Annotated in this window: 21 protein-coding genes and 1 riboswitch; of the genes, 12 read left to right on the top strand and 9 right to left on the bottom strand. The window is 74.2% G+C overall.

The window, feature by feature from the left end; translation table 11 throughout:
• Positions 1-109 precede the first annotated feature (109 nt).
• Positions 110-736 (top strand): FxLYD domain-containing protein, encoded by a 627-nt coding sequence (locus ACFU9E_RS23150; RefSeq protein WP_380715280.1) that lies wholly within the window; start codon positions 110-112, stop codon positions 734-736.
• A 339-nt stretch (positions 737-1075) separates the two neighbouring features.
• On the top strand, positions 1076-2875 hold the full coding sequence (locus ACFU9E_RS23145; RefSeq protein WP_380688642.1) for a glycosyl hydrolase family 18 protein: 1800 nt from the start codon (positions 1076-1078) through the stop codon (positions 2873-2875).
• 106 nt (positions 2876-2981) lie between these two features.
• On the opposite strand, the gene ACFU9E_RS23140 is transcribed toward ACFU9E_RS23145, so the two are convergent.
• Positions 2982-3542 carry a MarR family winged helix-turn-helix transcriptional regulator gene (locus tag ACFU9E_RS23140; protein ID WP_380688644.1) on the bottom strand — a complete coding sequence of 187 codons (561 nt, stop codon included), beginning with the start codon at positions 3540-3542 and terminating at the stop codon, positions 2982-2984.
• A gap of 182 nt (positions 3543-3724) precedes the next feature.
• On the opposite strand from ACFU9E_RS23140, the gene ACFU9E_RS23135 reads away from it, so the two are divergent.
• The 4 genes from ACFU9E_RS23135 (at position 3725) to ACFU9E_RS23120 (ending at position 8484) form a co-directional block, all read left to right on the top strand.
• Positions 3725-5053 carry an MFS transporter gene (locus ACFU9E_RS23135; protein ID WP_380715278.1) on the top strand — a complete coding sequence of 443 codons (1329 nt, stop codon included), beginning with the start codon at positions 3725-3727 and terminating at the stop codon, positions 5051-5053.
• Between the two features lie 184 nt (positions 5054-5237).
• Positions 5238-6845, top strand: a complete 1608-nt coding sequence (locus ACFU9E_RS23130; protein ID WP_380682805.1) for a dolichyl-phosphate-mannose--protein mannosyltransferase — start codon at positions 5238-5240, stop codon at positions 6843-6845.
• Positions 6846-6848: 3 nt separating this feature from the next.
• Positions 6849-7652, top strand: a complete 804-nt coding sequence (locus ACFU9E_RS23125; RefSeq protein ID WP_380682804.1) for an ABC transporter permease — start codon at positions 6849-6851, stop codon at positions 7650-7652.
• Positions 7653-7896: 244 nt separating this feature from the next.
• Complete coding sequence (locus ACFU9E_RS23120; RefSeq protein ID WP_355362031.1) at positions 7897-8484, top strand: TMEM165/GDT1 family protein; 588 nt, start codon at positions 7897-7899, stop codon at positions 8482-8484.
• A gap of 31 nt (positions 8485-8515) precedes the next feature.
• Here ACFU9E_RS23120 and ACFU9E_RS23115 read toward each other — a convergent pair whose 3' ends face one another.
• A complete protein-coding gene (locus ACFU9E_RS23115; RefSeq protein WP_380682803.1) occupies positions 8516-9685 on the bottom strand; it encodes a peptidoglycan-binding protein in 1170 nt (389 codons plus the stop codon).
• 331 nt (positions 9686-10016) lie between these two features.
• Here ACFU9E_RS23115 and ACFU9E_RS23110 point away from each other — a divergent pair, with 331 nt between their 5' ends.
• Genes ACFU9E_RS23110 through ACFU9E_RS23100 form a run of 3 tightly spaced genes read left to right on the top strand, consistent with a single transcriptional unit; the run spans position 10017 to position 12615 of the window.
• Positions 10017-12089, top strand: a complete 2073-nt coding sequence (locus tag ACFU9E_RS23110) for a DHA2 family efflux MFS transporter permease subunit (RefSeq protein ID WP_380682802.1) — start codon at positions 10017-10019, stop codon at positions 12087-12089.
• 22 nt (positions 12090-12111) lie between these two features.
• Positions 12112-12243 carry a hypothetical protein gene (locus tag ACFU9E_RS23105; RefSeq protein WP_380682801.1) on the top strand — a complete coding sequence of 44 codons (132 nt, stop codon included), beginning with the start codon at positions 12112-12114 and terminating at the stop codon, positions 12241-12243.
• A 45-nt stretch (positions 12244-12288) separates the two neighbouring features.
• A complete protein-coding gene (locus tag ACFU9E_RS23100; RefSeq protein ID WP_380682800.1) occupies positions 12289-12615 on the top strand; it encodes an antibiotic biosynthesis monooxygenase family protein in 327 nt (108 codons plus the stop codon).
• Positions 12616-12700: 85 nt separating this feature from the next.
• On the opposite strand, the gene ACFU9E_RS23095 is transcribed toward ACFU9E_RS23100, so the two are convergent.
• From ACFU9E_RS23095 to ACFU9E_RS23065, 7 genes are all read right to left on the bottom strand, one after another.
• Positions 12701-15184 (bottom strand): LPXTG cell wall anchor domain-containing protein, encoded by a 2484-nt coding sequence (locus ACFU9E_RS23095; RefSeq protein WP_380682799.1) that lies wholly within the window; start codon positions 15182-15184, stop codon positions 12701-12703.
• A gap of 121 nt (positions 15185-15305) precedes the next feature.
• On the bottom strand, positions 15306-16211 hold the full coding sequence (locus tag ACFU9E_RS23090; RefSeq protein WP_380682798.1) for an ECF transporter S component: 906 nt from the start codon (positions 16209-16211) through the stop codon (positions 15306-15308).
• The gene (locus ACFU9E_RS23085; RefSeq protein ID WP_380682797.1) at positions 16208-17821 is read right to left on the bottom strand and encodes an ABC transporter ATP-binding protein; all 1614 of its coding nucleotides are present in this window, start codon (positions 17819-17821) and stop codon (positions 16208-16210) included. The genes ACFU9E_RS23090 and ACFU9E_RS23085 overlap by 4 nt, the downstream gene beginning before the upstream one ends.
• Positions 17818-19014, bottom strand: a complete 1197-nt coding sequence (locus ACFU9E_RS23080) for a CbiQ family ECF transporter T component (protein ID WP_380682806.1) — start codon at positions 19012-19014, stop codon at positions 17818-17820. Before ACFU9E_RS23080 ends, ACFU9E_RS23085 begins: the two co-directional genes overlap by 4 nt.
• A gap of 133 nt (positions 19015-19147) precedes the next feature.
• Positions 19148-19801, bottom strand: coding sequence for an SCO2322 family protein (locus ACFU9E_RS23075; protein WP_380682795.1), 654 nt, complete (start codon positions 19799-19801; stop codon positions 19148-19150).
• Positions 19802-19902: 101 nt separating this feature from the next.
• Positions 19903-21180, bottom strand: a complete 1278-nt coding sequence (locus tag ACFU9E_RS23070; protein WP_380682794.1) for a prenyltransferase/squalene oxidase repeat-containing protein — start codon at positions 21178-21180, stop codon at positions 19903-19905.
• 116 nt (positions 21181-21296) lie between these two features.
• Positions 21297-21362: riboswitch (cobalamin riboswitch) on the bottom strand.
• Between the two features lie 131 nt (positions 21363-21493).
• Entirely contained in the window at positions 21494-22129 is a 636-nt protein-coding gene (locus ACFU9E_RS23065; protein ID WP_380682793.1) for a TetR family transcriptional regulator, read from the bottom strand.
• 175 nt (positions 22130-22304) lie between these two features.
• Here ACFU9E_RS23065 and ACFU9E_RS23060 point away from each other — a divergent pair, with 175 nt between their 5' ends.
• The 3 genes from ACFU9E_RS23060 (at position 22305) to ACFU9E_RS23050 (ending at position 25623) form a co-directional block, all read left to right on the top strand.
• Positions 22305-23615, top strand: a complete 1311-nt coding sequence (locus ACFU9E_RS23060) for a glycosyltransferase family 4 protein (RefSeq protein ID WP_380682792.1) — start codon at positions 22305-22307, stop codon at positions 23613-23615.
• Positions 23616-23770: 155 nt separating this feature from the next.
• The gene (locus ACFU9E_RS23055) at positions 23771-24544 is read left to right on the top strand and encodes a methyltransferase domain-containing protein (RefSeq protein ID WP_355362005.1); all 774 of its coding nucleotides are present in this window, start codon (positions 23771-23773) and stop codon (positions 24542-24544) included.
• The gene (locus ACFU9E_RS23050) at positions 24541-25623 is read left to right on the top strand and encodes a prenyltransferase (protein WP_380682790.1); all 1083 of its coding nucleotides are present in this window, start codon (positions 24541-24543) and stop codon (positions 25621-25623) included. The genes ACFU9E_RS23055 and ACFU9E_RS23050 overlap by 4 nt, the downstream gene beginning before the upstream one ends.
• Positions 25624-25727 lie beyond the last annotated feature (104 nt).

The following is a 25727-nucleotide window of genomic DNA, read 5'->3' as shown; positions in this document are numbered from 1 at the left end:
TGGCGAACGCCGCGCGCTCCCCGGAACGTGGGCGGGGAGGCCCGCCGGGCAGCCCGGCGCCGGCCGGACCCGACGGCCGGAACCCCGACGGCCAGAATCGAGGACCCCGATGGACCGCCAATCGATCCGCCGCCCCGCGGCCCCGTCCCGGCCGACCGCCGCCGACCCGTACGCCCCCGTCGTCCGCCGCCCGCACCGCGTGCTGGCCGCGGCGGCGGTCGCCGCCCTGGTCGGCGGGGCGGCGCTGGCGGGCTGCTCCTCGTCCAGTGAGGGCAAGACCGGCAGCGCGGCCACCTCGGCCGCCGCGCAGGCGGGTTCGGCGATCGCCGGCGCCGCCTCCGCCGCGGCCTCGGCCGCGAGTTCGGTGCTGGCCTCGGCGGCCGGCGGGCTTCCCTCGGCGGCGGCCTCCGCGGTCTCCTCGGCGCAGGCGAAGGCCTCCTCCGCGATCGCCGGCATCAAGGGCGGGCTGGACGCGAAGGGCGACGTCGCGCCCGGGGCGGTCTCGTTCGCGAACGGCAAGGCCGAGACGACGCTGACCGTCACCAACCACGGGCAGGACACCAGCCGGTACGTGATCCAGGTCAACTTCACCGACGACAGCGGCAATCTGCTGGACGTGACGGCGGTGACCGTGCCGGACCTGGCGGCGGGTCAGAAGACCGACGCGAAGGCGACCAGCAACCGGGACCTCTCGGGCTCGGTGAAGGCCGTAGTCGCCAATGCCGTTCGGTACTGACCGCGTACCGACCGCCCGCCGCGCCCCGGCCACCCCCGCTGATCCGCAGGTCAGCGGGGGTGCTTCGGTTCCCGGCGAACCTTAAGGGCGGCTCAAGCGTCAACATCACCCCTTGACGGGGTAGTTGGTCTAGTCCATTTTAGTGCCCAGGTGCAGGGAGCCCCTGAGCCGGCGTCAGCGGTCCGCCGCTGACGCCGGTTCGGCTTATCCCGGCGTCCGTCAAGGCATGTTCCGCTCGATTCCCCCATCCTGTTCTGTCATGTCCCGGTCGTACGGCCCCACCCCGTACCTGCGCCCCGGGGCGCGTCGGAATCCCCCACACCCAGGAGTCACGCACCCATGCTCCGTTCACGCATCGAAAGGGCCGGGGCCCCGGTTCAGGAGGGCGGCCGCCGCAAGCGGTCCAAGTCCCTGACCGCGATCGCCGCCGGTACCACGGCCTCCCTGCTGCTCGGCGCGGGCCTCGCGCTCAGCGGCGGCGCCACCGCCAACGCCGCCGTCGGCAACAGCACCGGCGCGCCCGCCACCAGCGGTGGCATCAAGGTCGCCTACTTCGACCAGTGGTCGATCTACTCGAACGCGTACTACCCCAAGACGATCCAGGACACCGGCGTCGCCGGGAAGCTGGACTACCTGATCTACTCGTTCGCCAACATCCACCCCACCAACGGCACCTGTTTCCAGGCCACCAAGGCCGCGAGCCAGGACGAGAACAACCCGAGCGCGGGTGACGGCGCGGCGGACGCGTTCGCCGACTACCAGAAGAGCTTCGGCCCGGACATCTCGGTCGACGGCGTCGGCGACGTCTGGGGCCAGCCGATCGCGGGCAACTTCAACCAGCTGAAGAAGCTGAAGGCGAAGAACCCGAACCTCAAGATCCTGATCTCGCTGGGTGGCTGGACGTACTCCAAGTACTTCTCGTCGGCGGCCGCCACGGACGCCTCGCGCAAGAAGCTGGTCTCGTCCTGCATCGACATGTTCATCAAGGGCAACCTGCCGGTCGACGCCGGCTACGGCGGCCCGGGCTCGGCGGCCGGCATCTTCGACGGCATCGACATCGACTGGGAGTACCCGGGCGGCGGCGGCCACCTCGGCAACCAGGAGAGCCCGAACGACAAGCAGAACTTCACCCTGCTGCTGAAGGAGCTGCGTGAGCAGCTCGACGCGCAGGGCAAGGCCGACGGCAAGACCTACCACACCGCGGCCGCGGTGGGCGCCGGCCAGGACAAGATCAAGAACGTCGAGACCGACAAGATCGGTCAGTACCTGTCGTTCCTCGACATCATGACGTACGACATGCACGGCGGCTGGGAGGCCAAGGGCCCGACCAACCACCAGGCCCCGATCTACAGCGGCCCGAACGACCCGATGAACCCGGTCCCCGGTGGCACCGGCAAGTACTCGGTCGACAACGCCGTCAAGGCCTACACCGTGGGTGACCCGCAGTACGGCATCCCCGGTGGCTTCCCGGCCAAGAAGATCAACGTCGGCGTGCCGTTCTACTACCGCGGCTGGACCGGCGTCCAGAACAACGGCAAGAACGGTCTGTTCCAGGCCGCCACCGCCCCGGCCCCGGGTGCCCCGCTCTCGGGCGGCGTCGCCGGCATCCAGATGTACAAGGAGCTGGCCGGCTTCGTCGACAACCCGGCGAAGACCTACTGGGACGAGGACGCCAAGGCGACCTACTTCTACGACGGCAACGTCTTCTGGTCCGGTGAGGACGCCCGCTCGATCCAGGCCAAGCTGGACTACGCGCACTGCAACGGCCTCGGCGGCTCCTTCGCCTTCTCGCTGTACGACCTGGGCAACAAGACCGCCCTGTTCGACAAGATGGTCGAGGCCACCAACGGTTCGGCCGCCGGCTGCCCGGCCCCGCCGGTGACCACCCCGCCGACCACGCCGCCCACCACGCCGCCGACCACCCCGCCCACGACTCCGCCGACCACGCCGCCGACCACGCCGCCGACCACCCCGGCCGGCTGCGCGGGCGCCCCGAGCTGGGACGCGGCCACCACCTACGCGACCTCGACCAAGGTTTCGTGGAAGGGCCACTACTACACCAACAAGTGGTGGACCAAGGGCGACGACCCGTCGCTCGCCGGCCAGTGGGGCGTCTGGACCGACAACGGCCCCTGCTGATCCACCTCTGATCGGATGAGGGCCTGACGGACCCTCGCACCACCGCACGAACGGTCCGGCCCGCCGGGGGAGTCCCCCGGCGGGCCGGACTGCTGTCCGCGCGCCCTCAGTTCAGGTCGGCGGTGCGCCCGAGCGCGTCCGGCCGGCTCTCCTCGATCCGGCGCAGCATCCGGGCGAGCATCCCGGAGAGCACGGTGCGGTCCTCGCCGACGAGGTCCTGGAGCAGTTCCTCCTCGAAGACCGCGGCCATCCGCATCGACTCCAGCCACTTGTCCCGGCCGAGCTCGGTGAGCTCGATGATCACCCGGACCCGGTTGGACTCGTCCCGCTCCCGGGTGACCAGCCCCTCGGTGACCATCCGGTCGATCCGGTGGGTCATCGCGGCGGGGGTGAGCCCGAGCCGCTTGGCCAGCTCGCCGGGCCCGAGCCGGTAGGGGTCGCCGGCGACCACCAGCGCCTTGAGCACCTCCCACTCGGCGGAGGTGATTCCGAGCACAGTCAGCTGCCGGTCGTAGGCGACGGTCATCCGCCGGGCGACCCGGGAGAGCGTCTGCACGATGGTCTCCACCTGCGGGTCGACGGTGGGGAATTCCCGCTGGTAGAGGGCCACCTGCTCGGCGATGCCCAGCTCGCGGGGGGTGGCCGGCGCGGGCTTCTCTGCAGTCATGCGGACCAGTCTCCCATGTGAAGTGCACTCCTTAAGCCTTTGACTCGACACTCTTCGGGTGCTAAGACTTTAGAGTCAAACTTTAGCTCTTAAGTCTTCTTCCCTTAAGAGTACGCAGCGAAACTGATGGAGCCCTGACGGGGCCCGTCCGCAATGAAGGGGTGTGCACGGTGACCGGCACGGTGAAGCAGCAGAGGCAGCAGCGACGCGGGGCGGGCGGCCCGCTGCGCCGCGTCCAGATCGGAAACGCGCTCAGCGCGTTCGGCAGCGGATTCACGATGCCGTACATGTTCGTGTACGTGGACCAGGTCCGCGGGCTCGGTTCGCTCGCCGCCGGGATGGTGTTCACCGTCTTCGCGCTGGCCGCGCTGGCCGTCCTGCCGTTCACCGGCCGCGGCATCGACCGGTACGGGCCGCGCCCGGTGCTGCTGGCCGGCACCGCGCTGGCCGCCACCGGCGCCTTCGCCTTCGGCCACGCCACCGGCACCCCGGCGCTGCTGGTCTCCTCGTTCCTGTTCGGCGCGGGTGTCACCACCTGCCAGCCGGCGCTCGCCACGATGATCGTCCGCTGCTCCACCGCGGCGACCCGCTCGCACGCCTTCGCGCTGCAGTTCACCCTGGTCAACCTGGGCATGGGCATCGGCGCGCTGGTCGGCGGGCAGATCGTGAACGTCACCGACCCGGCCAGCCTGACCCGGCTGTTCACCATCGAGGCCGCGACCTTCCTCGGCCTCGCCCTGGTGACCGGCACCGCCCGGATCCCCAAGGCCGCCCCGCTGCTCGTCCAGGAGCAGAACGACGGCCCGCAGGGTCTGCGCGCCCTGCTCGCGGACAAGGCCATGCTCCGGCTCAGCATCCTCGCCGGGCTGATCTTCTTCACCTGCTACGGCCAGTTCGAGTCCGGCGTCGCCGCCTTCGCCACCGACACCGTCGGCACCGCCCCGTCCACCCTGGGCATCGCCATCGGCGCCAACGCGCTGACCATCGTGGTGCTGCAGATGTTCGTGGTGCGGATCACCGCCCGCCGCCGGCGCACCACCGCGATGGCCGCCGCCGCCGTGGTCTGGCTGGGCGCCTGGACGATGGCCCTGGTGGCCGGATTGATCCGGACCGAGGCGATGGCCGCCACGGTCGCGATCGTCTCGATCTACGCCCTGTTCGGTGTCGGCGAGTCGCTGCTCGCCCCCACCATGGGCCCGATGGTCGCCGACCTCGCCCCGGCCCGGCTGCTCGGCACCTACAACGCCGGGTACGCCCTGGTGAAGCAGATCGCGATCGCGGTCGGCCCGGCGGTCGGCGTGCTGCTGGTCGGCTCCGGCACCTGGCCGCTCTACCTGGCGGCGATGGCCGGCAGCACCGTGCTGATCGTCGTCCTGGCGCTGCGCCTGCGGCCGTACCTCACCGCCGCCCAGGACAACGCGGTCGACGGCCCGGCCGGCGAGGAGCAGGCCCCCGCGGCCCCGGTCCGCGCCCCGGCCCGGCCGGTCCGGGAGCTCCAGGCCGCCGCCTGATCCCCGGGCGGCACCGCCCCGACGGGCGCCGGACAGGTCACCTGTCCGGCGCCCGTCGCGCTTGGTTTCACGCTCGGCGGCACATAGTGTCAGTGGCTGTCGACCGTCCGGCCGGCCCGGGGGGCACCGGCCGGCCACGACCGGCACAGGCGAGACAGGCGAAATCGGCGAGGCTACCCACACCATGACCCAAGCGGCGCTCACCCACCCCCCGGCGGAAGCGGCACCCGCCGACCCGGCACCGGAGCGGCGGGGGCTGCTGCGCCGGGCGGCGGACCGCTCCGACTGGCTCGGACCGATCGCCGTGGCGGTCTTCGCCGGGCTGCTGCGGTTCTGGAACCTCGGCTACCCCAACGCCTTCGTCTTCGACGAGACCTACTACCCCAAGGACGCCTGGTCCCTGCTCCAGCAGGGCTACGAGGGCACCTGGCCGGAGCACGCCAACGAGCAGATCCTGGCCGTCCCGCAGCAGGTCCCGCTGACCTCCGCGCCCGAGTTCATCGCCCACCCGCCGCTCGGCAAATGGGTGATGTCCCTCGGCGAGTGGGCCTTCGGCCTGCACCCCTTCGGCTGGCGCTTCATGACCGCGCTGCTCGGCACCGTCACCGTGCTGATGCTCGCCAGGATCGGCCGCCGGCTCTTCGGCTCCACCCTGATCGGCTGCACCGCCGCCCTGCTGATGGCCGTCGACGGCCTCCAGCTGGTGATGAGCCGGGTGGGCCTGCTCGACGGCGTCCAGATGTTCTTCGTCCTGGCCGCCTTCGGGGCGCTGCTGATCGACCGCGACCGCACCCGCGCCCGGCTCGCCGCCGTCCTGCCCGAGCGCGGCGGCGACACCGTGCGGCTCGGGTGGCGGCCCTGGCGGATCACCGCCGGGCTCTGCCTGGGCGCCGCCGCCGGGGTCAAGTGGAACGGCGCCATGGTGCTCGCCGCCTTCGGCCTGCTCACCGTGCTGTGGGACCAGTCGGGCCGCCGCTGGGCCGGCGCCCGCCGCCCCTGGCGCGCGATGCTCCGCCTCGACGCGCTGCCCGCCTTCCTCGCCATGGTCGGCTCCGCGTTCCTCGTCTACCTCGGCGGCTGGTCCGGCTGGCTGTTCACCCGCGGCGGCTTCGACCGCCAGTGGGCCGACGGCCGGGCCGGGCTCTCCCCGGACAGCGTGCTCGGCATCGGGCTGCCGCAGGTGTCGATGAGCTGGGTGCCCGCGCCGCTGCGCAGCCTCTGGCACTACCACGCCCAGATGTACGACTTCAATACCGGCCTGAGCAGCCCGCACACCTACCAGTCCAACCCGTTCAGCTGGCTGGTCCAGGGCCGGCCGGTCTCCATGTACTGGGAGCAGGTGCCGGCCGGCCAGCGCGGCTGCACCGATTCCGGCGGCTGCGCGGCGCAGATCCTCGGCCTCGGCACCCCGCTGCTCTGGTGGACGGCCTGCATCGCGCTGGTCTACCTGCTCTGGCGCTGGGTCTTCCGCCGGGACTGGCGCTCCGGCGCGGTGCTGTGCGGCGTGGCCGGCGTCTACCTGCCGTGGTTCCAGTACCAGGAGCGGACGGTCTTCTCCTTCTACATGGTGGTGCTCGTCCCCTTCCTCTGCCTGGCCGTGGCGCAGATGCTGGGAGCGATGCTGGGGCCGCAGGGGTGCCCGCCCGAACGGCGCCGGATCGGTGCGATCGGCGCCGGGCTGATCGTGCTGGCGATCATGGCCTGCTTCGCCTTCTTCTACCCGCTGTACACGGCGGAGGTGATCCCGATGTCGTCCTGGCAGGACCGGATGTGGTTCACCAGCTGGATCTGACCGGTGCCCGGCCGGTCGGGCGCGTCGTCGCTCGCCGCCGCGGGGCAGCTGCTGCCGGTCACCCCGGGGCTGGGCGTGGTCACCGCCGTGCTGCTGCTGGCCGGCGTGGCCGTCGCCGGGTGGGGGCGGCTCGGCCAGGGGCACGCCGTCCTGCGGGCCGGGCTGCGCGCGGTGGTGCAGCTCGCCGCCGTCGCGCTGGTGATCACCTGGGTGGTCGGATCGCGCTGGTGGTCGGCGCTCTTCGTGCTGCTGATGTTCACGGTCGCGGTGCGCACCGCCGGGCGGCGGATGGTGCCGGCCCCCGGGCGCGGCTGGCTGTGGGCGGCCGCGCCGATCGGGGCCGGGGTGCTGCCGGTGCTCCTGCTGCTGCTCGGCAGCGGGCTGCTGCCGTTCGAGGGCCTGTCGGTCATCCCGGTCGCCGGCATCCTGATCGGCGGCGCGCTCACCGCCACCTCGCTGTCCGGGCGGCGCGCCCTGGACGAGCTGCGCCAGCGGCACGGCGAGGTCGAGGCGGCGCTGGCGCTCGGTTTCGAGGACCGGGACGCCCGGATGGAGATCTGCCGCACCGCCGCCGCCACCTCGCTCGTCCCGGCGCTCGACCAGACCCGCACGGTGGGCCTGGTCACCCTGCCGGGCGCCTTCGTCGGCATGCTGCTCGGCGGGGCCTCGCCGGTCCAGGCGGGCGCGGTGCAGCTGTTCGTGCTGGTCGGGCTGCTGGCGGTGGAGTCGGTGGCGGTCGCGGTGGTGCTGGAGCTGGTCGGCCGGGGGCTGGTGAGCGCCGGGCGGCCGGGGGACGTGATCGGGTAGGCTGGGCGGCGTTGAAGGGGAGTAGCCCTCCACCGGACCGTCGACATACTGGCCCCTCGGGCCCGGCGCCCGGGGCACCCGCGGTTCTGCGACCGGTGCCGGCGAGACCTTCGGCCGCAGTGCTGTGTGGACGGACGCGCGTCGTGCGCGTGCCGTGGAATGCCAACCAGTGCTGTCGGGCCGGAGCGACCCCTGACGGAGCTGCTGCGGGCCGGCAGCCCGAACCCGAGGGACACCACCCCCGATGAGTCTGACCGTTGCCGTGATCACCTTCGGCATCATTTTCCTGTCCGAACTGCCGGACAAGACCGCCCTGGCCAGCCTGATGCTCGGCGCCAAGTACCGGGCGAGCTACGTCTTCGCCGGCATCGCCGCGGCCTTCGCCCTGCAGGTGGGCATCGCGCTGGTCGCCGGGCACCTGCTCTCGCTGCTGCCGCACCGCTGGGTGGAGGGCGTCACCGGTGTGCTGTTCCTGGCCGGCGCGGCGATGCTGCTGTTCCACGGCGGAGGTGACGAGGAGGACGGTCACGCCGCCAAGGAGCCGTCCGCCAACAGCTTCTGGAAGGTCGCCGGGGCCAGCTTCGTGGTCGTGGCGATCGCCGAGTTCGGCGACCTGACCCAGATCATGACCGCCAACCTGGCCGCCAAGTACGCCGACCCGCTCGCGGTGGGCCTGGGTGCCTGGCTGGCGCTGTGCGCGGTGGCGGGGATCGCGATCCTGGGCGGGCAGAAGCTGCTGAAGCACGTGCCGATGAAGATGATCATCCGGTTCGCGGCGGGTGTGATGGTGCTGATGGCCGCGTTCAGCATCTTCCAGGCGATCAAGGGCTGACGCGGCGGGCGGTCCGGTGCGCCCCGTCCGTTCAGCAGCCGGTGCGGGCCTCCAGGGCGGCGCGGGTGCTCGGGCCGTAGACACCACGGGCGTCGCCCCGGATGCCGTTGATGTCCTGGAAGTACATGACGATGAGCTTGGTGCGGTCGTCGTACTTTCCGGTCGGGGGCACCTTCTCCCAGCAGATCACGACGGCGAGTTGCCGCTGGAGCGCCTGGACGTCGGGCCCCTCCATCCCGTACTCCAGGACCCGGATCGTCGGGGTCGGCGCCGGTGTCGGGGATGCGGTCGGGGAGGGGGCGGCCGGGGTGGGCGGTGCGGTGCTGGGCGCGGGCGGCGGGGCGGTGGGGAGCGGCGCCGGTGGTGCGGGTGGGGCGGTGGCGGCCGGGTTCGGCTCCGGCGCCTTCACCGGCGGGGCGGCGGCCACCGTGGTGGCGGGGGCGTCCGGCGGCGGGGTGCCGGTCGGGGACTTGCTCGGCGACGCCTTGGCGGTCGTCCGGGACGGGGTCGGCGTCGGCGTCGGGGTGTCCTCGGTGGGCGGCGGCGCGCTCGGGCTCGGCTGGGCCGGCGTGGTCGGGTCCACCGGCGCCAGGCCGAGCGTGGCGGTCGGCACGGGGGCCGCCCCGTCGGGCGGTGCGGGGGAGGGGGTGAGCGCGTAGGCGAGGCCCACGGTGACGGCCAGCAGGGCGGCGCCGGCCGCGATCAGCAGGCCCTTGCGGCGGGCGAGCGGTCCGCGGGCGCTCTCCTGCTCCGCCGCGCGCCGGGCGGCCCGGCCGCCGCCGGTCGGGGCCTCGGGCGCGGCGTGGGCGAACGGGAACACACCGAGCTCGTCCTCGGCGGGCGCGGCCGGAGCGCCGTGCGGCGGCCGGCCCAGCGGCGGGAACTGCGGGGTGGCGGCGACGGGCGGCAGCACGGTGGTCGCGTAGGCGTCGGCGTCCGGGCCCAGCGGGGGAGCGGCGGGCGGCAGCACGGTGGTGCCGAACGGGTCGGTGACCGGGGGCGGCGGCACCGCTTCGTAGGCCGCCCCGGGCGGCGGGCCGTCGACGACCTGGCCGACGGCCTGCGGCACGTACGGGCGGACCAGCGGCGGGCCTTCCAGGTGCGGCAGGACGGTGGTCTCGTCGAGGCTGCCGTCCGGGACGAGGCAGCCGCACCCGGTGGAGCGTGCGGTGCCGCACGTCGGGCAGTGCTGGTCCGGCATCGGCCGGCCCTCCTGGGTATCTCGGTCGGTGGCGGTCTCGGACCCGGGCTCTGGTCGGACTCGTGTGCGGACGTCGGACGGGCCTGATTATGCAGGACGTCCCCGAGGGGGGACAGGGGCGTCCGGCTCGTTGTGGGGGTCTTGTGCCGGTTGGTGGTGGTTTGCGGCCGGTGGACGGTCGATGTGTCGACGTGGAGGTCGCGACGGCGTCCAGCCCAGTGGGCGCCCTTACGCTCGGCTCAACCGAAAAAGTGCGAATCGGTGCATTTCTGACAGCATGGTGAGCTGGGAGTGATCACCGCAGAGCTGCTGCTACGGATACGGAGACGCCATGACGGATCCGATCGCCGCGTCCGACCGGGTCCCGGCGGGCGAACCGGGCCCGCCCCGGCCCGCCCCCGGCAACCTGTGGGTGCCGATCGGGGCCCTGCTGCTGGCGATGCTGCTCGCGGCGCTCGACCAGACCATCGTCTCCACCGCCCTGCCCACCATCGTCAGCGACCTCGGCGGCCTGGAGCACCTCTCGTGGGTGGTCACCGCGTACCTGCTCGCCTCCACCGCGGCCACCCCGCTCTGGGGCAAGCTCGGCGACATGTACGGCCGGAAGGTCTTCTTCCAGGCGTCCATCGTGATCTTCCTGCTGGGCTCGGTGCTGTGCGGCATCGCCCAGAACATGGGCGAGTTGATCGCCTTCCGCGCCCTGCAGGGCCTGGGCGGCGGCGGGCTGATCGTGCTCTCCCAGGCCATCGTCGGGGACCTCGTCGCCCCCCGGGACCGCGGCAAGTACCAGGGCGTCTTCGGCGCCGTCTTCGGCGTCACCAGCGTGCTCGGCCCGCTGCTCGGCGGACTGTTCGTCGACAACCTCAGCTGGCGCTGGGTGTTCTACGTCAACCTGCCGATCGGCGTGGTCGCGCTCGCCGTGATCGCGGCCGTGCTGCACGGCACGCAGACTCGGCGCCGGCACCGGATCGACTACCTCGGCACCACGCTGATCGCGGCCGTCGCCACCTGCGTGGTGCTGGTGACCTCGCTCGGCGGCACCACCTGGGCGTGGGGCTCCTGGCAGATCGTCGGCCTGGGCGTGCTCGGCCTGGTCCTGCTGGGCGCCTTCGTCCTGGTGGAGCGGACCGCCGTCGAACCCGTGCTGCCGCTGCGGCTGTTCCGCTCCCGGACGTTCAGCCTGGTGGCCGTCATCTCCTTCGTGGTCGGCTTCGCGATGTTCGGCGCGCTCACCTACCTGCCGACCTTCCTCCAGATCGTGATGGGCGTCTCGCCGACGATGTCCGGCATCCACATGCTGCCGATGGTGATCGGCATGCTGATCACCTCGATCGGATCCGGGCAGATCGTGGCCCGAACCGGTCGCTACCGGGTCTTTCCGATCGCCGGAACGGCCATCACCGTCGTCGGCCTGCTGCTGCTCTCCACGCTCGACGAACACACCAGCACCTTTGTGATGAGCTGCTGGTTCCTGGTCTTCGGCCTCGGCCTCGGCCTGGTGATGCAGGTGCTGGTGCTGATCGTGCAGAACTCGGTCGGCTACCAGGACCTCGGCGTCGCCACCGCCGGTGCCACCTTCTTCCGCTCCATCGGCGCCTCGGTCGGGGTCTCCGTCTTCGGCACGGTCTTCGCCTCCGGGCTCAACCGCCGCCTGCGTGACGCGCTGGCCGGAATCCCGCTGCCGCCCGGCTTCGAGCCGGGGACCATCGCCTCCGATCCGCGCGTCATCGGACAGCTGCCCGCCGCCGCCCAGGCCGGGATCCACCACGCCTACGCCGAGTCGATCACCCGGGTCTTCCTCTACGCGGTGCCGGTGGCCGTGGTCGCCTTCGTCCTCTCGCTGTTCCTGCGGGAGCAGAAGCTGCGCAGCACCGTGACCGCCCCCGACCTGAGCGAGTCGATCGGCGTCAACCCGGTGGAGCGCTCCTCGCTGGACGAGATCAGCCGTGCCCTGTCGGTGCTGAGCACCCGTGAGGCGCGGCGCGACCTGTTCAAACGGATCACCGCCACCGCCGGCCTCGACCTCAAGCCCGCCTCCAGCTGGCTGCTGCTCCAGATGCACCACCACGGTTCCGTGGAGCCGGCCGAACTGGCGGAGCGCCGGATCATCCCGTTCCCGGTGGTGGAGGAGGCGGTGCGCGAGGTCGAGGGCCGCGGTCTGGCCGCCCGCGCCGGCGGGCTGCCGCTGCGCCTCACCGAACCGGGCGAGGCGGTGGCCCTCCAGCTGGTCGCCGCCCGGCGCACGCAGCTGGCCGAACTGCTCGGTGACTGGGACGAGAAGCAGTACACCGATCTCGCCGACCTGCTCACCCGGATGGCCTCCACCCTCTGCGCCGACGCCCGCGACCGCCCCGACCCGCCCGGCCACGAGCCCCCGTACCACGGGGAGGGCCGCTCCTTCTGACGTCGCCGCCGGCGACACCCTCGTGCTGCCCGCCGGAGCCCCGCGCCGGCTGCGCTCCGACGAGGGCTTCACCGCCGTGGTCGCCTCCCTGGCGCCGTCCACCGCGCACAACCTGGAGACCGGGGACAGGGTCGCCCCGCCGTGGATCGTGTGAGGTGTAGCAGACTGCCTTCTCAGAACAACCCCGAGGAGGTACGGCGTGTCCGTCGTCAAGATCAATGTCCTGACCGTCCCCGCTGAGCAGCGGGAGGAGCTGGAGAAGCGTTTCGGCGCCCGGGCCGGCGCGGTGGAGAACTCGGACGGCTTCGAGTACTTCGAGCTGCTGCGCCCGGTCGAGGGCACCGACCAGTACCTCGTGTACACCCGCTGGCGCGACGAGGAGTCCTTCCAGGCCTGGCTCACCGGCCCGATGCGCTCGGCCCACCGCCCCGCCACCCCCGAGGGCGAGGCCCCGCAGCGCCCCGCCGCCACCGGCTCGACCCTCTGGTCCTTCGACGTCGTCCAGGCCACCGGCCCCAAGGCCTGAGCCCGACACACACGAGGCCGCGCCCACGCGGGGAGCGTGGGCGCGGCCGTCGGTGTCCGCCGTGCGGGCGTCGTCCCTGGGGGACTCAGCGGGTGCGGCGGGCCCGGATCACCAGGAGCGCGCCGGCCGCGACGGTGCCGAGCGCGGCGAGCCCGACGAGGGGCAGCAGCCGGCTGTCGCTACCGGTCTCGGGGAGGTGGCCGCCGTGGTGCGGGGGACCGTTCGGGCCGGGCTCCGGGCTGTGGCCGGGGTTCGGGTTCGAACTGTGGCTGTGGGTCGGGCTCGGGCTGGGGCTGGGGCTCGAACTGTGGCTGTGGGTCGGACTGGGGCTCGGGCTCGGGCTCGGACCATGGCTGTGGGTCGGGCTGGGGCTCGGGCTGTGAGTCGGACTGTGGCTGGGGCTCGGGCTGTGGGTGGGGCTGTGGGTCGGACGAGGGCTGTGGGTCGGACTGTGGCTGTGGGTCGGGCTGGGGCTCGGGCTGGGGCTGGGCACGGTGACCGGAACCTCGGCGCGGCAGCGCGGGTCGGTCGATCCCGGCGGGCAGTTGTTCGGGAAGGTGCCGGAGGTGACGGCGTTGCGCAGTACCGCGTCGGCGGCCAGCGGGGAGTGCACGGTGACGGAGTAGTCGATCGTCGCGTTGGCCCCGGCGGGCAGATCACCGGTCCAGGTCAGCGTGGTGCCCGCGAAGGTGACGCTCCCGCGGTCCGCGACGGCGTCGTTGTTGTACGCGGCCGAGTTCAGCAGACCCGACAGGTCGTCGGTCAGGGTGACGCCCGGGGCGTCGACCTGGCTGGTGTTGGTGACCTGGATCCGGTAGCGGACGGTGTCACCGGGCCGGGCGCTACCGGGGGTGGCGGTCTTGACGATGGTGTAGCCGGGGACCTCGGCGACGGTGTTGCGCACGGTGTTGCTGGTGCGCTCCTGCTCCCGCTGGGTCTGGCTGCCCCGGAAGTGGAGCGTGGCCGTGTCGTCGAGGTGGGTGCCGACGGCGGCCGAGTCGTCGACGGTGACCTGGAAGGCGACCGTGGCCTCGGCGCCGGGTGCCAGGTCGGCGACCGTGCAGGTGACGGTCTGTCCGGAGGCCTGGCAGGCGGGGTTGGACCCGGCGACGAAGGTGGTGCCGACCGGGATCCGGTCGGTCACGGTGACGCCGGTCGCGGTGTCGAGGTCGGTGGCGCTGCCGTCCTGGTGGCGGTTGGCCACCGTGAACGAGTAGGTGATGGTCTGACCGGGGCCGACCAGGCCGGGCGGGTTGTCGTCGGGGCTGCCGGGCGGATTGTTGGCCTTCGAGATCTGGAGGTCGGGTTCGAGGGCGTCCAGGGCCAGCCAGAGCGCCTGGGGCTCCAGCGCGTCACCGGCGCCGCTGATGCGGACCAGGGCCTGGTGGCTGCCGGCCGGGATCTTGCCGGTGACGTCGATCATCCGGGCGTCGTAGCCGTAGTTGTTGACCGGGTCCGGATCGCGGGTGGTGATGTTGGTGCCGGTCCCGTCCGTCGCGACGTGGTCGATCCGGCTGGTGAAGGCGTTGTCCGTGCCGATACCGGTGGGGCCGGGCATCGGCAGCAGGGTCAGGTTGTCCGTCGCGGAGCCGACCGCCAGGGTGTCGCCGGCGATCGGGGCGTCACCGTCGCCCACGGTGATCCCCATGATCGCCTTCGGGGCCGTGGTGGCGGGGGTGCGGATGCCCCCGAGCGTGATCGTCGTCTCGTTGTCCGGGTCGCGCAGCAGCTGGTAGCCGTCCCAGACCTGGAGGTAGCGCAGCGGCTCCGCCGGGTTCTCGTAGGCGACGACCAGGGACCAGCCGCCCCAGCAGCCGACGTTGTTGCCGCCGAAGTTCTGCGCGGAGGAACGTCCGGCGCACGCCTGGATGTCCGCGACGGTGTAGCTGCCCGGGCCGGCGGCCTTCACCTCCGCGGTCACGTCCTTGACCGCCCCGGCGGCCAACAGCGGCTCCGGCGGGGTGCCACCGACCATCTGGTCGAACCAGTCGTAGGTGTCCGCGGTCACCTGCTCGTAGCCGCTCGCCCCGGGGACCTTCCAGAAGACCTGGTTGCCGGTGTTGATGTCCCCGGAGGTGCCGCCCATGGTGCTGGTGTTGGTCGGGTTGAACTGCCAGTACAGCCGGGCCGACAGGACGTTGGCGCCGGCCGGCAGCAGCAGCTGCGCGGAGGAGGCGTTGGGCCCCGGCGCGTTCGGGTCGACCTTGACGAACTTGGTCCGGCCGTTGTTCGACCCCTCGGTGTCCGAGCAGACCGTGCCGTCGCTGTCGTCGCAGGTCAGCACCGAGTTGGACGCCATGGTGAGGTTGCCGTGCGCCAGGAGGTCGACCACCGGGTCCGGGCCGATCGGACGCTGCGTCCCGGCCCCCCTCGGTTTCGGCTGGGCGGCCTTGGCCTTGGCCTTGGCCACAGGTTCCGCGGCCGGCCGGACGTGGTCGGCGCTCGCCGCCTCCGCCTGGGCCGCCGGGGCCGGATCGGTCAGTGCGGCGGCGCCCGCACCGAGCACCACCGCCAGCAACGCGGACAGGACGTACCGCGGCCGCGGCCGCAGTCTTCGGACAGGGGACACGGGAACCTCGCTGTCGGGGGGTGACGCTGACAGCAGAACCTCGTACCTGGATCGACCGGCGCCGAATCCCGACCGGCGGGACCTTCATACGGCTGGGGCAGCCGAAGACGGCGGACCGTCGTCAGGGGCGGGCGGTGTGGTTCACCCCTTCGGTCGGCGGGGTGCTGCCGGGCGGGTGAGCCGGTGGGCGGAAGGCGACCGGGGCGGTGAAGGCGGCGCGGCGGGTGGCGCGGCGCAGGGCGCGCAGCAGCGGGGTGCCGAGGGTCAGGCAGAGGACGACGGTGAGCGCGGCGCGCGGGAGGTCCCAGCCGAGCGAGGTGGTCAGGCAGTAGGCGGCGAAGCGGACCAGGTTGTCGGAGAGCGGATCGCCCGGGACGAAGGAGATCGAGCTCGCCAGGCCCGCGATGTAGGGCCAGCCCTGGAGGTTCATGACCACGCCGTAGAGGAGGGAGGCCGCGGCTCCGTAGCCGGCGAGGACGACGAGTTCGCGGCGGCCGCGCAGCCGGGCCGGGCCGGGCAGGAGACCGGCCCCGAGGCTCACCCAGCCCATCGCGAGCATCTGGAACGGCAGCCAGGGCCCGACGCCGCCGGTCAGCAGGGCGGAGGCGAACATCGACAGCGCGCCGAGCACGAAGCCGAAGCCCGGCCCGAGCACCCGGCCGGCCAGCACCATCAGGAAGAACATCGGCTCCAGCCCGGCGGTGCCCGCCCCGAGCGGGCGCAGCGCGGCGCCGGCGGCGGCCAGCACGCCGAGCAGGGCCACCGACTTGGCGTCCAGGCCGGGCGCGCCGCCGCCCGCCGCGCGGCCCTCGGAGATCTGGGCGACGAGCACGGCGAGCAGCAGCGGGAGCAGCAGGGCGAACAGCCAGGGGGCGTCGGCGGAGTGGCCGACCAGGGCGGAGTCCGTGGCGGCGAGCAGCGGCCAGCCGAAGCCCGCCACGCCGACCAGGGAGACCAGGGCGAGGGCGAGCACCGAGCGGCGGCCGAGCGGGACGGGGCGGGCCAGCGGGGCGTGCGGCGGGTTCACTCGGCGGCCTCGGCGAGGGCGTCGGCCACCTGGTGGACGGTCAGCCACAGGCCCGGCGCCAGGATCTTGGCGACCTGCGGGGCGAAGGCCGGTGAGCCGAGCACCACCTCAGGCGTCGGCCCGTCCGCGACGATCTCGCCGTCGGCCAGGACGGCGGTGCGGTGGGAGAGTTCGGCCGCGAGTTCGACGTCGTGGGTGGCGAGCAGTACCGCGTGGCCCGCGGCGGCGAGGTCGCGCAGGATCTCCACCAGCCGGGCCTTGGCCGCGTAGTCGAGGCCCCGGGTGGGCTCGTCGAGCAGGATCAGCGGAGGGCGGGCGGTGAGCACCACCGCCAGGGCGAGGGTGAGGCGCTGGCCCTCGGAGAGGTCGCGCGGGTGGGCGGTGTCGGCGAGGCCGGGCAGCAGGCGTTCGACCAGGGTCCGGCAGGTGCCCGGCTCGGCGCCCGCGTCGCGGTCGGCGGACGCGCACTCGGCGCTGACGCTCTCGCCGTACAGCAGGTCGCGCGGGTCCTGCGGGACGAGCCCGACCTGGCGGATCAGCTCGGCGGGCCGGGTGCGGTGCGGGGTGCGGCCGCCGACGGTGACCGAGCCGGCGGTGGGCGGGTGCAGGCCGACCAGGGTGCCGAGCAGGGTGGACTTGCCGGCGCCGTTGCGGCCCATCAGGGCGGTGACCTCGCCCGGGTGGAGGGTCAGGTCGACCCCGCGCAGGGCGGGGACGGGGCCGCGGCGGACCACCAGCCGGGCGGCGGTGGCGAGCGGCTCGCCGGGCCGGACGGCGGGCGGGGCGGGCGGGCGGTGCTCCGCCAGGCGGTCGCGCAGCCCGGCGGCCCGGCGGCGGGCGTCGCGGACGGTGAGCGGCAGCGGGCGCCAGCCGGCCAGCCGCCCGAGTCCGACCACTGGGGGGTGGACCGGCGCGTGCGCCATCACCTCGGCCGGCTCACCGAGCACCGGCGGCGCGCCGGGGGTCAGCAGCAGGACCCGGTCGGCGTACTGGACCACGCGCTCCAGCCGGTGCTCCGCCATCAGCACGGTGGTGCCGAGGTCGTGGACCAGCCGCTGGAGCACGGCCAGCACCTCCTCGGCGGCGCCCGGGTCCAGCGCGGAGGTGGGCTCGTCCAGCACCAGCACGCGCGGGTGGACGGTGAGCACCGAGCCGATCGCGACCCGCTGCTGCTGGCCGCCGGAGAGCGAGGCGAGGGCGCGGCGGCGAAGGTCGGCCAGGCCGAGCAGATCGAGGGTCTCCTCGACGCGGCGCCGCATCACGTCCGGGGGCAGGCCCAACGACTCCATGCCGTAGGCGAGTTCGTCCTCGACGGTGTCGGTGACGAAGTGTGCGCGGGGGTCCTGGCCCACCGTGCCGACCAGGTCGGCGAGGTCGCGCGGGCGGTGCTCACGGGTGTCGCGCCCGCCGACGGTGACCCGGCCGTGCAGCACGCCGCCGGTGAAGTGCGGGACGAGGCCGCTCACTGTGCCCAGCAGGGTGGACTTGCCGGAGCCCGACGGGCCGACGAGCAGGCAGAGTTCGCCCTCGGGGATCGTCAGGTCGACGCCGCTGAGCGCGGGGGCCGCGGCGTCGGCGTAGTGGACGCCGACCTGTTCGAAGGTGATCACGAGGTCCTCCGGGGCTGGGCCGGGTCGGTGTCGGTGGTGTCGGCGGTATCGGTCTTGGCGTCGGTGCCGGTGTCGGCCGTGGCGGCCGGCGGGGGCGGGGCCGCGAACGAGGGGACCAGTCCGAGCAGGACGGCCGCCGCGGCGGCGACCGGCAGGACGGGCGCGGTCGGCGGGACGACGGTGGGGGCGAAGGCGAGCGGGTCGAGCCCGGCCAGCCAGGCCGTCGACGCGGCGACCGCGACCCCGGACCCGGCGGTGAGCCACTCCGGCAGCGCCCACGGATCCGGCCGGTAGCGGGTGCGGACGGAACGTCGGCCGCCGAGCAGGAGCCCGGCGAAGGCGGCGGCCAGGCCGATCACGAGCACCGGCGGCGCCCACCCGGCGCCGCCCGCCGTCAGCAGTCCGTACGCGGCCAGGCAGACGCCGAGCAGCCCGGACAGCGTGAGCACGGCGGTGAGCACCGCCATCCGGCGCGGCACCGCGGCGGTCCGGCCGAAGCCGCGGGTGTCCATCGCGGCCGCCAGCGCCACCGAGCGCTCCAGCGCGCCCTCCAGGACGGGCAGGCCGACGCTGAGCACGGCGGCGATCCCGCGGTCGGTGCGTCCGCGCAGCCGGCGGGCGGCGCGCAGCCGCTGCACGTCGGCGACCAGGTTCGGGGCGAAGGTCATCGCGACCACGACGGCGACGCCCGCCTCGTAGAGCGCGCCGGGGAGCGTGCGCAGCAGGCGGGCCGGGCTGGCGAGGGCGTTCGCCGCGCCGACGCAGACCAGCAGGGTGGCCAGCCGCAGCCCGTCGTACAGCGCGGCGAGCAGGCCCTCGGCGGTGACCCGGCCGCCGATCCGCACGCCCTGCGCCCAGACGGGCAGCGGGACTTCGGGGAGGGTGAACAGGACGTGGGTGCCGGGGACCGGCGAGCCGAGGAGGACGGCGAAGAGCAGGCGGATGCCGAGCACGAGGAGGCCCAGGCGCAGGAACGCGCCGTAGGAGCGCGACCAGGGGGCGTCGCCGCGCCGGGCGGCGACGACGTAACCGGCGACGGCGGCGAGCAGCAGCAGGACCAGCGGGTTGGTGGTGCGGGTGGCGGCCGCGCCCAGGCCGAGCGCCCACAGCCACCAGGCACCGGGGTGCAGGTGGCGCGGGCCGGCGGGGGGCCGGCGGCGGGCGGCGCGGGGTGTGGGCACGGTGGGGTCCAGGGGTGGGACGGTCGGTGGGGAGCGGGAGGTCGGACGGGCCGACTCTCCATGCCCGGCTTACTGCGGCGGGGCTTTCTGCGCGGGGGCTGCTGCCACGCCGGGGCCGCGGGGGCGGGGCCGGGCGGCGTGGTGCTCATCGGCGGTGGCGCACCTGCCAGGCGGCGCCCGCGCCGAGCACGACGACGAGTGCGAGGCCGGCGCCCACCCCGAGGGAGGGCCCGCTCGGGGAGGTCCGGGCGGCGCTCGCGCTCTCCGCGGGGCGCTCGCCGCCGGCGGGCGCGCCGGCCGCGCCGAGCTGGTCGGCACACCCGGCGCGCGGGAACCCGGCTATGGCGCAGAGCAGGCCGTTGGTGTCGTACCGCAGCGGCGGCGCGACGGTGGCCAGCACCTCGGCCGAGCCGGCACGGGGCGCGACGACGGCACACGCGGTCCGCGGCGCGGGCGGGCTCTCGCCGCCCGGCGCGTCGGCGGCGCCGCCGAAGTCCAGGACCACGGCCACCCGCTTGCGCCCGTCCTGCGCCGGGGTGCCGGCGCAGAGGGCGGCGAAGTCCCCGGCCGCGGCGGGCCGGGCGGCGTCCCGCCCGCCGTCCGGGCTGACGGCGAACCGCCAGCCCTCCACCGCGCCGTCCGCCGGGACGTGCACGGCGGGCCCCTGCTGCTGGTACGCCCAGCCCCCGTCGGACCACTGCCAGAACGACCAGTACCGGTACCCGGCGGCCTGGGCCGGGGCAGCCGCGAGCACCAGCAGGATCAGCAGCCCGGTGATCACCCCGGCCGCGAACCGCACGGCCGCCCGCACCACCCGCCGCCGCGTCTCGGACCCGGGTCCGGACGCGGCGGGGTCCGGCGGGGCCGGCGGCTCCGGCCGCGGGGCCCGGCCGGGGGCGGTCACAGCTTCGCGCCGCGCTTGCGCTGGAGGCTCAGCAGGAGGCCGCCGCCGACGCCGATCAGCAGGCCGATGCCGAGCGGCCAGTACTTGTTGAGGCTGTCCTTGTCCTCCTTCTTCGCCGGCGCGCTCGCCGGGGCGGACGCGGCGGCGGTGGCCTTCGGCGCCGGGCCGAGCGCGGTCAGCTGCTTGACCAGGTCGGTCCCGCCGAAGGCGGCCGGGTCGCGCTGCGCCGCCTGGGCGACCAGCAGCAGCGTGGCGGTGGCGGCGGCGTCGGTGCCGCCCTTGGTCCAGCTGCCGCCCTCCTTGGCCAGCCAGTCGACGGCGCCCGCGGCCTGCTGCGGGTGGCCGCCCTGGACCAGGCCCAGCGCGCCCCAGGCGGTGGCCGCGTAGTCGGGGGCGGGCGCGGCGCCGGGCAGGGTCAGCGTCAGGTGCTGCCCGCCCGCCGCGAGCTGCGCGGTGAGGTACGCGCTCGCCGCCTCGCCGGAGTCGGCGCGCGGGACGGCCGTGGCGGTGGCACCGCCGTCCGGGCAGGCCAGGGCCTTGGGGGCGGCGTCGGAGCGGGTGGTGCCCACGACCGGCAGCCGGCCGCCGGTCGCGGCGAGCGAGGCCTGTCCGCCGGCCAGCCCGTTGGCCTCGGCGGGGGTGCCGTCCGGCGAGGTCTGGTAGACGAAGCCGCCGCGCTGCTCGGCGGGGGCGGCGCAGCCGAGCTGGAAGACGGCGAGCCCGTCGAAGGCGCTCCGGCCGGCCTTGGTGACGGTCGCGGGGTCGGCCTTGGCGGCGAGCAGCGCGTTGACGGCGAGGGCGGTGGAGTTGGCGTCGCCCGGGTTTCCGGGGTTGTAGGCCCAGCTGCCGTCCGGGTTCTGGTTGGCCCTGAACCACTGGACGCCCTTGTCCACCGCCTCCTGGTGGCCGCCGAGCGCGACCAGCGCCTGCACCGCGACGGCGGTCGCGTTGCTGTCCTCCGTCCTGGCGTCGCACGCGGCCGAGGCGTCGGCCCGGTACGAGGGCCAGCCGCCGTCCGCGCACTGCTGGCCGGTGAGCCAGGCGACGGCGGAGTCGGCCGGGGTCACCTTGGCGGTGGTGAGCGCGGTCAGGGCGAGCGCCTGCCGCCAGACGCCGTCGTAGGTCGGGTCGCCCTTGCCGTACAGGCCGTCGGGGACCGCGGCGGCGGGCGCCGTTCCGGCGCCGGGGGTGTCGGCCAGGGCCGGGGCGGCGGCGGTGCCGGTGAGCAGCGCGGCGGTCAGGGCGGCGGCGCCCAGACGGGCGGCGGTCAGCATGATCGGAGGTGTGCCTTTCGATGAGCGGTGCCGGCCCGGGCGGGCCGTCCCGTAGTCCTCGACGGTGCCCGGCGGCGGTGCGCCGGGCGTGGGGCCGCTCGCCCCTCCCCGGGCACTCCGGCTCGCCCGGCGGGCGGGCGCCGGGCTCACGGTTGCGGGGTCAGCGCCGGATTCGCACCGGCTTTCCCCGAAGGAGGAACGGATGGAGTTTGTCCTGCCCGTCGACTTTAGCCGCCGGTCCGGGCAGGCCGGAGCGGGCCGGGTGAGAACAGGTTCCAGTTCGGCCGGTCCCGGGGCGGCGGGAGCGCCGGTCTCAGGGCAGCGTGAGCAGCCGGGCCGCCGTGTGCAGGTCGGCCCGCACCTCGGCGAGCGAGGCGCGGCCGGAGAGCCAGGCGACCAGCGCCGCGTGCCAGGTGTGCTCGATCACCCGGACGGCGGCGCGCTGCGCCTCGGTGGGCGGTCCGGACTGCCCGATGGCGTCCAGGATGAGCTGCCCGGTGGCGGCGGAGACCTGGTCCACCTCGGCGCCCACCGAGCGGTCGGCGAAGGACAGCGCGCGGACCATCGCCTCGGCCAGCAGTGGTTCGCGCTGCAGCGCGTGGAACGCCCGGGTGAGCGTCTCGGCGACCCGCGGCGCCGGCTCGGACTCGACCGGCGGGTGCCGCCGGACCTGCTCCTGGAGGCCGCGCAACTGTTCCAGCATCACCGCCACCAGCAGGTGCACCTTGGACGGGAAGTAGCGGTAGAGCGTGCCCAGGGCCACCTGGGCACCTTCCGCGACCTCCCGCATCTGGACGGCGTCGTACCCGCCGCGCGCCGCCAGCGCGGTCGCGGTCCGCAGGATCCGCCGCCGCCGCTCCGCCTGCCGGGCGGTGAGCGGCGGCTCCGGCTGCCGCGCCGGCAGGGGCGGCAGGGGCGGGGGTGAGGGTGGTGACGACGGTGACGGCAAGGACACTCCCGGGCGTGGCGCGAATCACCAGCCCTGGATCCTGAGCGGAAGCTACGGGCCGGTATCTTCGAGGTCTCTCATTGTTCACATGGTCACCGGTGGACTCCGCACCCACTGAAACCTGATCTACTTTACCGACCGGCAGCACAGACAGCAGCAGAGATGAGGGCCGACGATGACCGCGCAGCCGCTGCGGATTGCCCTGCTCTCGTACCGCGGCGACCCGTTCTGCGGCGGCCAGGGCGTGTACGTACGGCACCTCTCCCGTGAGCTGGCCCGCCTCGGCCACCACGTGGACGTGATCGGCGCCCAGCCGTACCCCGTCCTGGACGAGGTCGAGGGGCCGGGCTCGGTCCGGCTGGTCGAACTGCCCAGCCTGGACCTCTACCGGGCCGACGACCCCTTCCGCACCCCGGCGCGCGAGGAGTACCGGGGGCCGGTGGACGTCCTGGAGTACCTGACGATGCGCACCGGCGGCTTCCCCGAGCCGCTGACCTTCTCGCTGCGGGCCCGTCAGTACCTGGCCGCCCACCGCGGCCGCTACGACGTCGTGCACGACAACCAGACGCTCGGCTACGGCCTGCTCGGCCTGGAGCGCCACGGCTTCCCGCTGGTCACCACGATCCACCACCCGATCACCGTGGACCGCAAGGTCGAACTGGACGCGGCCACCGGCCGGCTCAAGCGGCTGTCGCTGCGCCGCTGGTACGCCTTCACCCGGATGCAGCGCCGGGTCGCCGCCCGGCTGGACCACATCATCACCGTCTCCGGCACCTCCAAGCGCGAGATCGCCGAGCACCTGGGCGCCGCGCCGCACACCGTCTCGGTGGTGCCGATCGGCGCCGACACCCGGCTGTGGTCGCCGTCGGACGAGGTGGCGCGGGTGCCCGGACGGATCGTCACCACCTCCAGCGCGGACGTCCCGCTGAAGGGCCTGGTGCACCTGGTCGGGGCGCTCGCCAAGGTCCGCACCGAGCGGGACGCGCACCTGGTCGTGGTCGGCAAGCCGCAGAAGGAGGACGGGCCGATCGCCCGCGCCGTGCGCGCCTTCGGGCTGGAGCGGCACATCGAGTTCCGGCACGGCCTGACCGACCGTGAGCTGGTGGACCTCTACCGCTCGGCCGAGGTGGCCTGCGTCCCCTCGCTGTACGAGGGCTTCTCGCTGCCCGCCGCCGAGGCGATGGCCACCGGCACCCCGCTGGTCGCCACCACCGGCGGGGCGATCCCGGAGGTCGCCGGCCCGGACGGCGAGAGCTGCCTGGCGGTGCCCCCGGGCGACCCGGACGCGCTGGCGTCGGCGCTCGGCCGGCTGCTGGACGACCCGGAGCTGCGCGCGACGCTCGGCGCGGCGGGCCGGGAGCGGGTGCTGGCGCGGTTCACCTGGGAGCGCGCCGCCGAGCTGACCGTCGAGGGCTACCGGGCCGCGATCGCCACCGGGGCCGGGAGCGCGGCCCGCTCCGGACCGGGCTGGCGCTACGTGGCCTGACGGCGCGTGCCGGCGTGCGGCCGGACGGCGGTCGGCCGCACCCGCTCGGACGGCGCGCGCCGCTCTGCCCCCGCCCCGTACGCGCGCCGTACGCCCCCGCGATGTCTCTGACCCGGCGTCAGGAACCTTGGGTACCGAAGGAATGGGAGTCCGCAGTGCTGACCGTTGATTTCTCGCGCTTCCCGCTCGCCCCCGGCGACCGGGTGCTCGACCTGGGCTGCGGCGGGGGGCGGCACGCGTTCGAGTGCTACCGGCGCGGGGCCAATGTGGTCGCCCTCGACCAGAACGCCGAGGAGATCGCCGAGGTCAGGAAGTGGTTCGCCGCCATGGAGCAGGCCGGCGAGGCGCCCGAGGGCGCGTCCGCGGTCGCGATGGAGGGCAACGCGCTGGCCCTGCCGTTCGAGGACGACCACTTCGACAAGATCATCATCTCCGAGGTGATGGAGCACATCCCGGACGACAAGGGCGTGCTCGCCGAGATGTTCCGGGTCCTCAAGCCCGGCGGCCTGCTCGCCGTCACCGTGCCGCGCTGGCTCCCCGAGAAGATCTGCTGGGCGCTCTCCGACGAGTACCACGAGGTCGAGGGCGGCCACATCCGGATCTACCGGGGCGACGAACTGCTCGACAAGCTCAAGGACGCCGGCCTTGAGCCGTACGGCACCCACCACGCGCACGCGCTGCACTCGCCGTACTGGTGGATCAAGTGCGCGGTCGGCGTCGACAACGACAAGGCGCTGCCAGTCAAGGCCTACCACCAGCTGCTGGTCTGGGACATCGTCGGCACGCCCGTCATCAGCACCCTCACCAAGGCCGCCGAGCGGGCGCTCAACCCGGTCATCGGCAAGAGCTTCGTCGCCTACGCGGCCAAGCCCCACCGGGCCGGGGCGTCGCGCGGCACCGCCGACCGGGCAGCGGGCGGGGCGGAGTGACCGCCGCCGTCCCGGAGGTCCTGCTGCTGGAAGGGGTGCTGGACGCCGAACAGGCCGCCGACACCGTCCGCAGCATCCTCGCCGAGCAGCAGCCCGACGGTGCCGTACCGTGGTTCCGCGGCCACCACCTCGACCCCTGGGACCACACCGAGGCGGCCATGGCGCTGGATACCGCCGGCGAGCACGCCGCCGCCGAGGCCGCCTACCGCTGGCTGGCCGGGAGTCAGAACCCGGACGGCTCCTGGTACGCCGCCTACGCCTACGGCCGGCCGGACCACGCCGACGGCGAGGTGTGCAACGCGGCCAAGGAGACCAACTTCTGCGCCTACGTGGCCGTCGGCGTCTGGCACCACCACCTCTCCACCGGCGACGACGCCTTCCTGGACTGGATGTGGCCGACCGTCCGGCGCGCGCTGGACTTCATCGTCGCCCAGCGGCTGCCCGGCGGGCCGATCGCCTGGCGGGTCGACGAGCACGGCGCGGCCACCGGCGAGGCACTGCTCACCGGCTCCTCCAGCATCCTGCACGCGCTGCGCTGCGGACTGGCCGTCGCCGACTACCTGGAGGAGCCGCAGCCCGACTGGGAGCTCGCGGCCGGCCGGCTGCGGCACGCCGTCACCCACCACCCCGAGCGGTTCCTGGACAAGGACCGCTACTCGATGGACTGGTACTACCCGGTGCTCGGCACCGCGCTGCGCGGCCCGGCCGCGCTGGAGCGGATCGCCCGGGACTGGGACCGCTTCGTCGTCCCCGGCCTGGGCGTGCGCTGCGTCAGCGACCGCCCCTGGGTCACCGGCGGCGAGAGCGCCGAGCTGGCCATGGCGCTGTGGGCGGTCGGCGAGTCCGACCGCGCGGTGGACATCCTGCGCTGGATGCAGAAGCACCTGCGGCACGTCGACGGCTCGTACTGGACCGGGTACGTCTTCGAGGACGACGCGATCTGGCCCGAGGAACGCACCACCTGGACGGCGGGGGCGCTGCTGCTGGCGGTCGCGGCGCTCGGCGGCCACCCGGCGACGGTCTCGGTCTTCGGTGGCGAGGAGCTGCCGGCCGGGCTGGTGGTCCAGGACTGCTGCTGACCGCCCGGCGGCACCGACGCCGAAGGGGCGGGACCGGAGGGATCCGGTCCCGCCCCTTCCGGTGCGGCGGTACGGGCGTCGCGCGCTCCGCGGGTCGGCCTCGC

This window comes from Kitasatospora sp. NPDC057595 (assembly GCF_042800875.1).
GTDB lineage: Bacteria > Actinomycetota > Actinomycetes > Streptomycetales > Streptomycetaceae > Kitasatospora.
The sequence above is the reverse complement of the archived record's forward strand: the minus strand, read 5'-3'. Positions and strand labels throughout refer to the sequence as shown.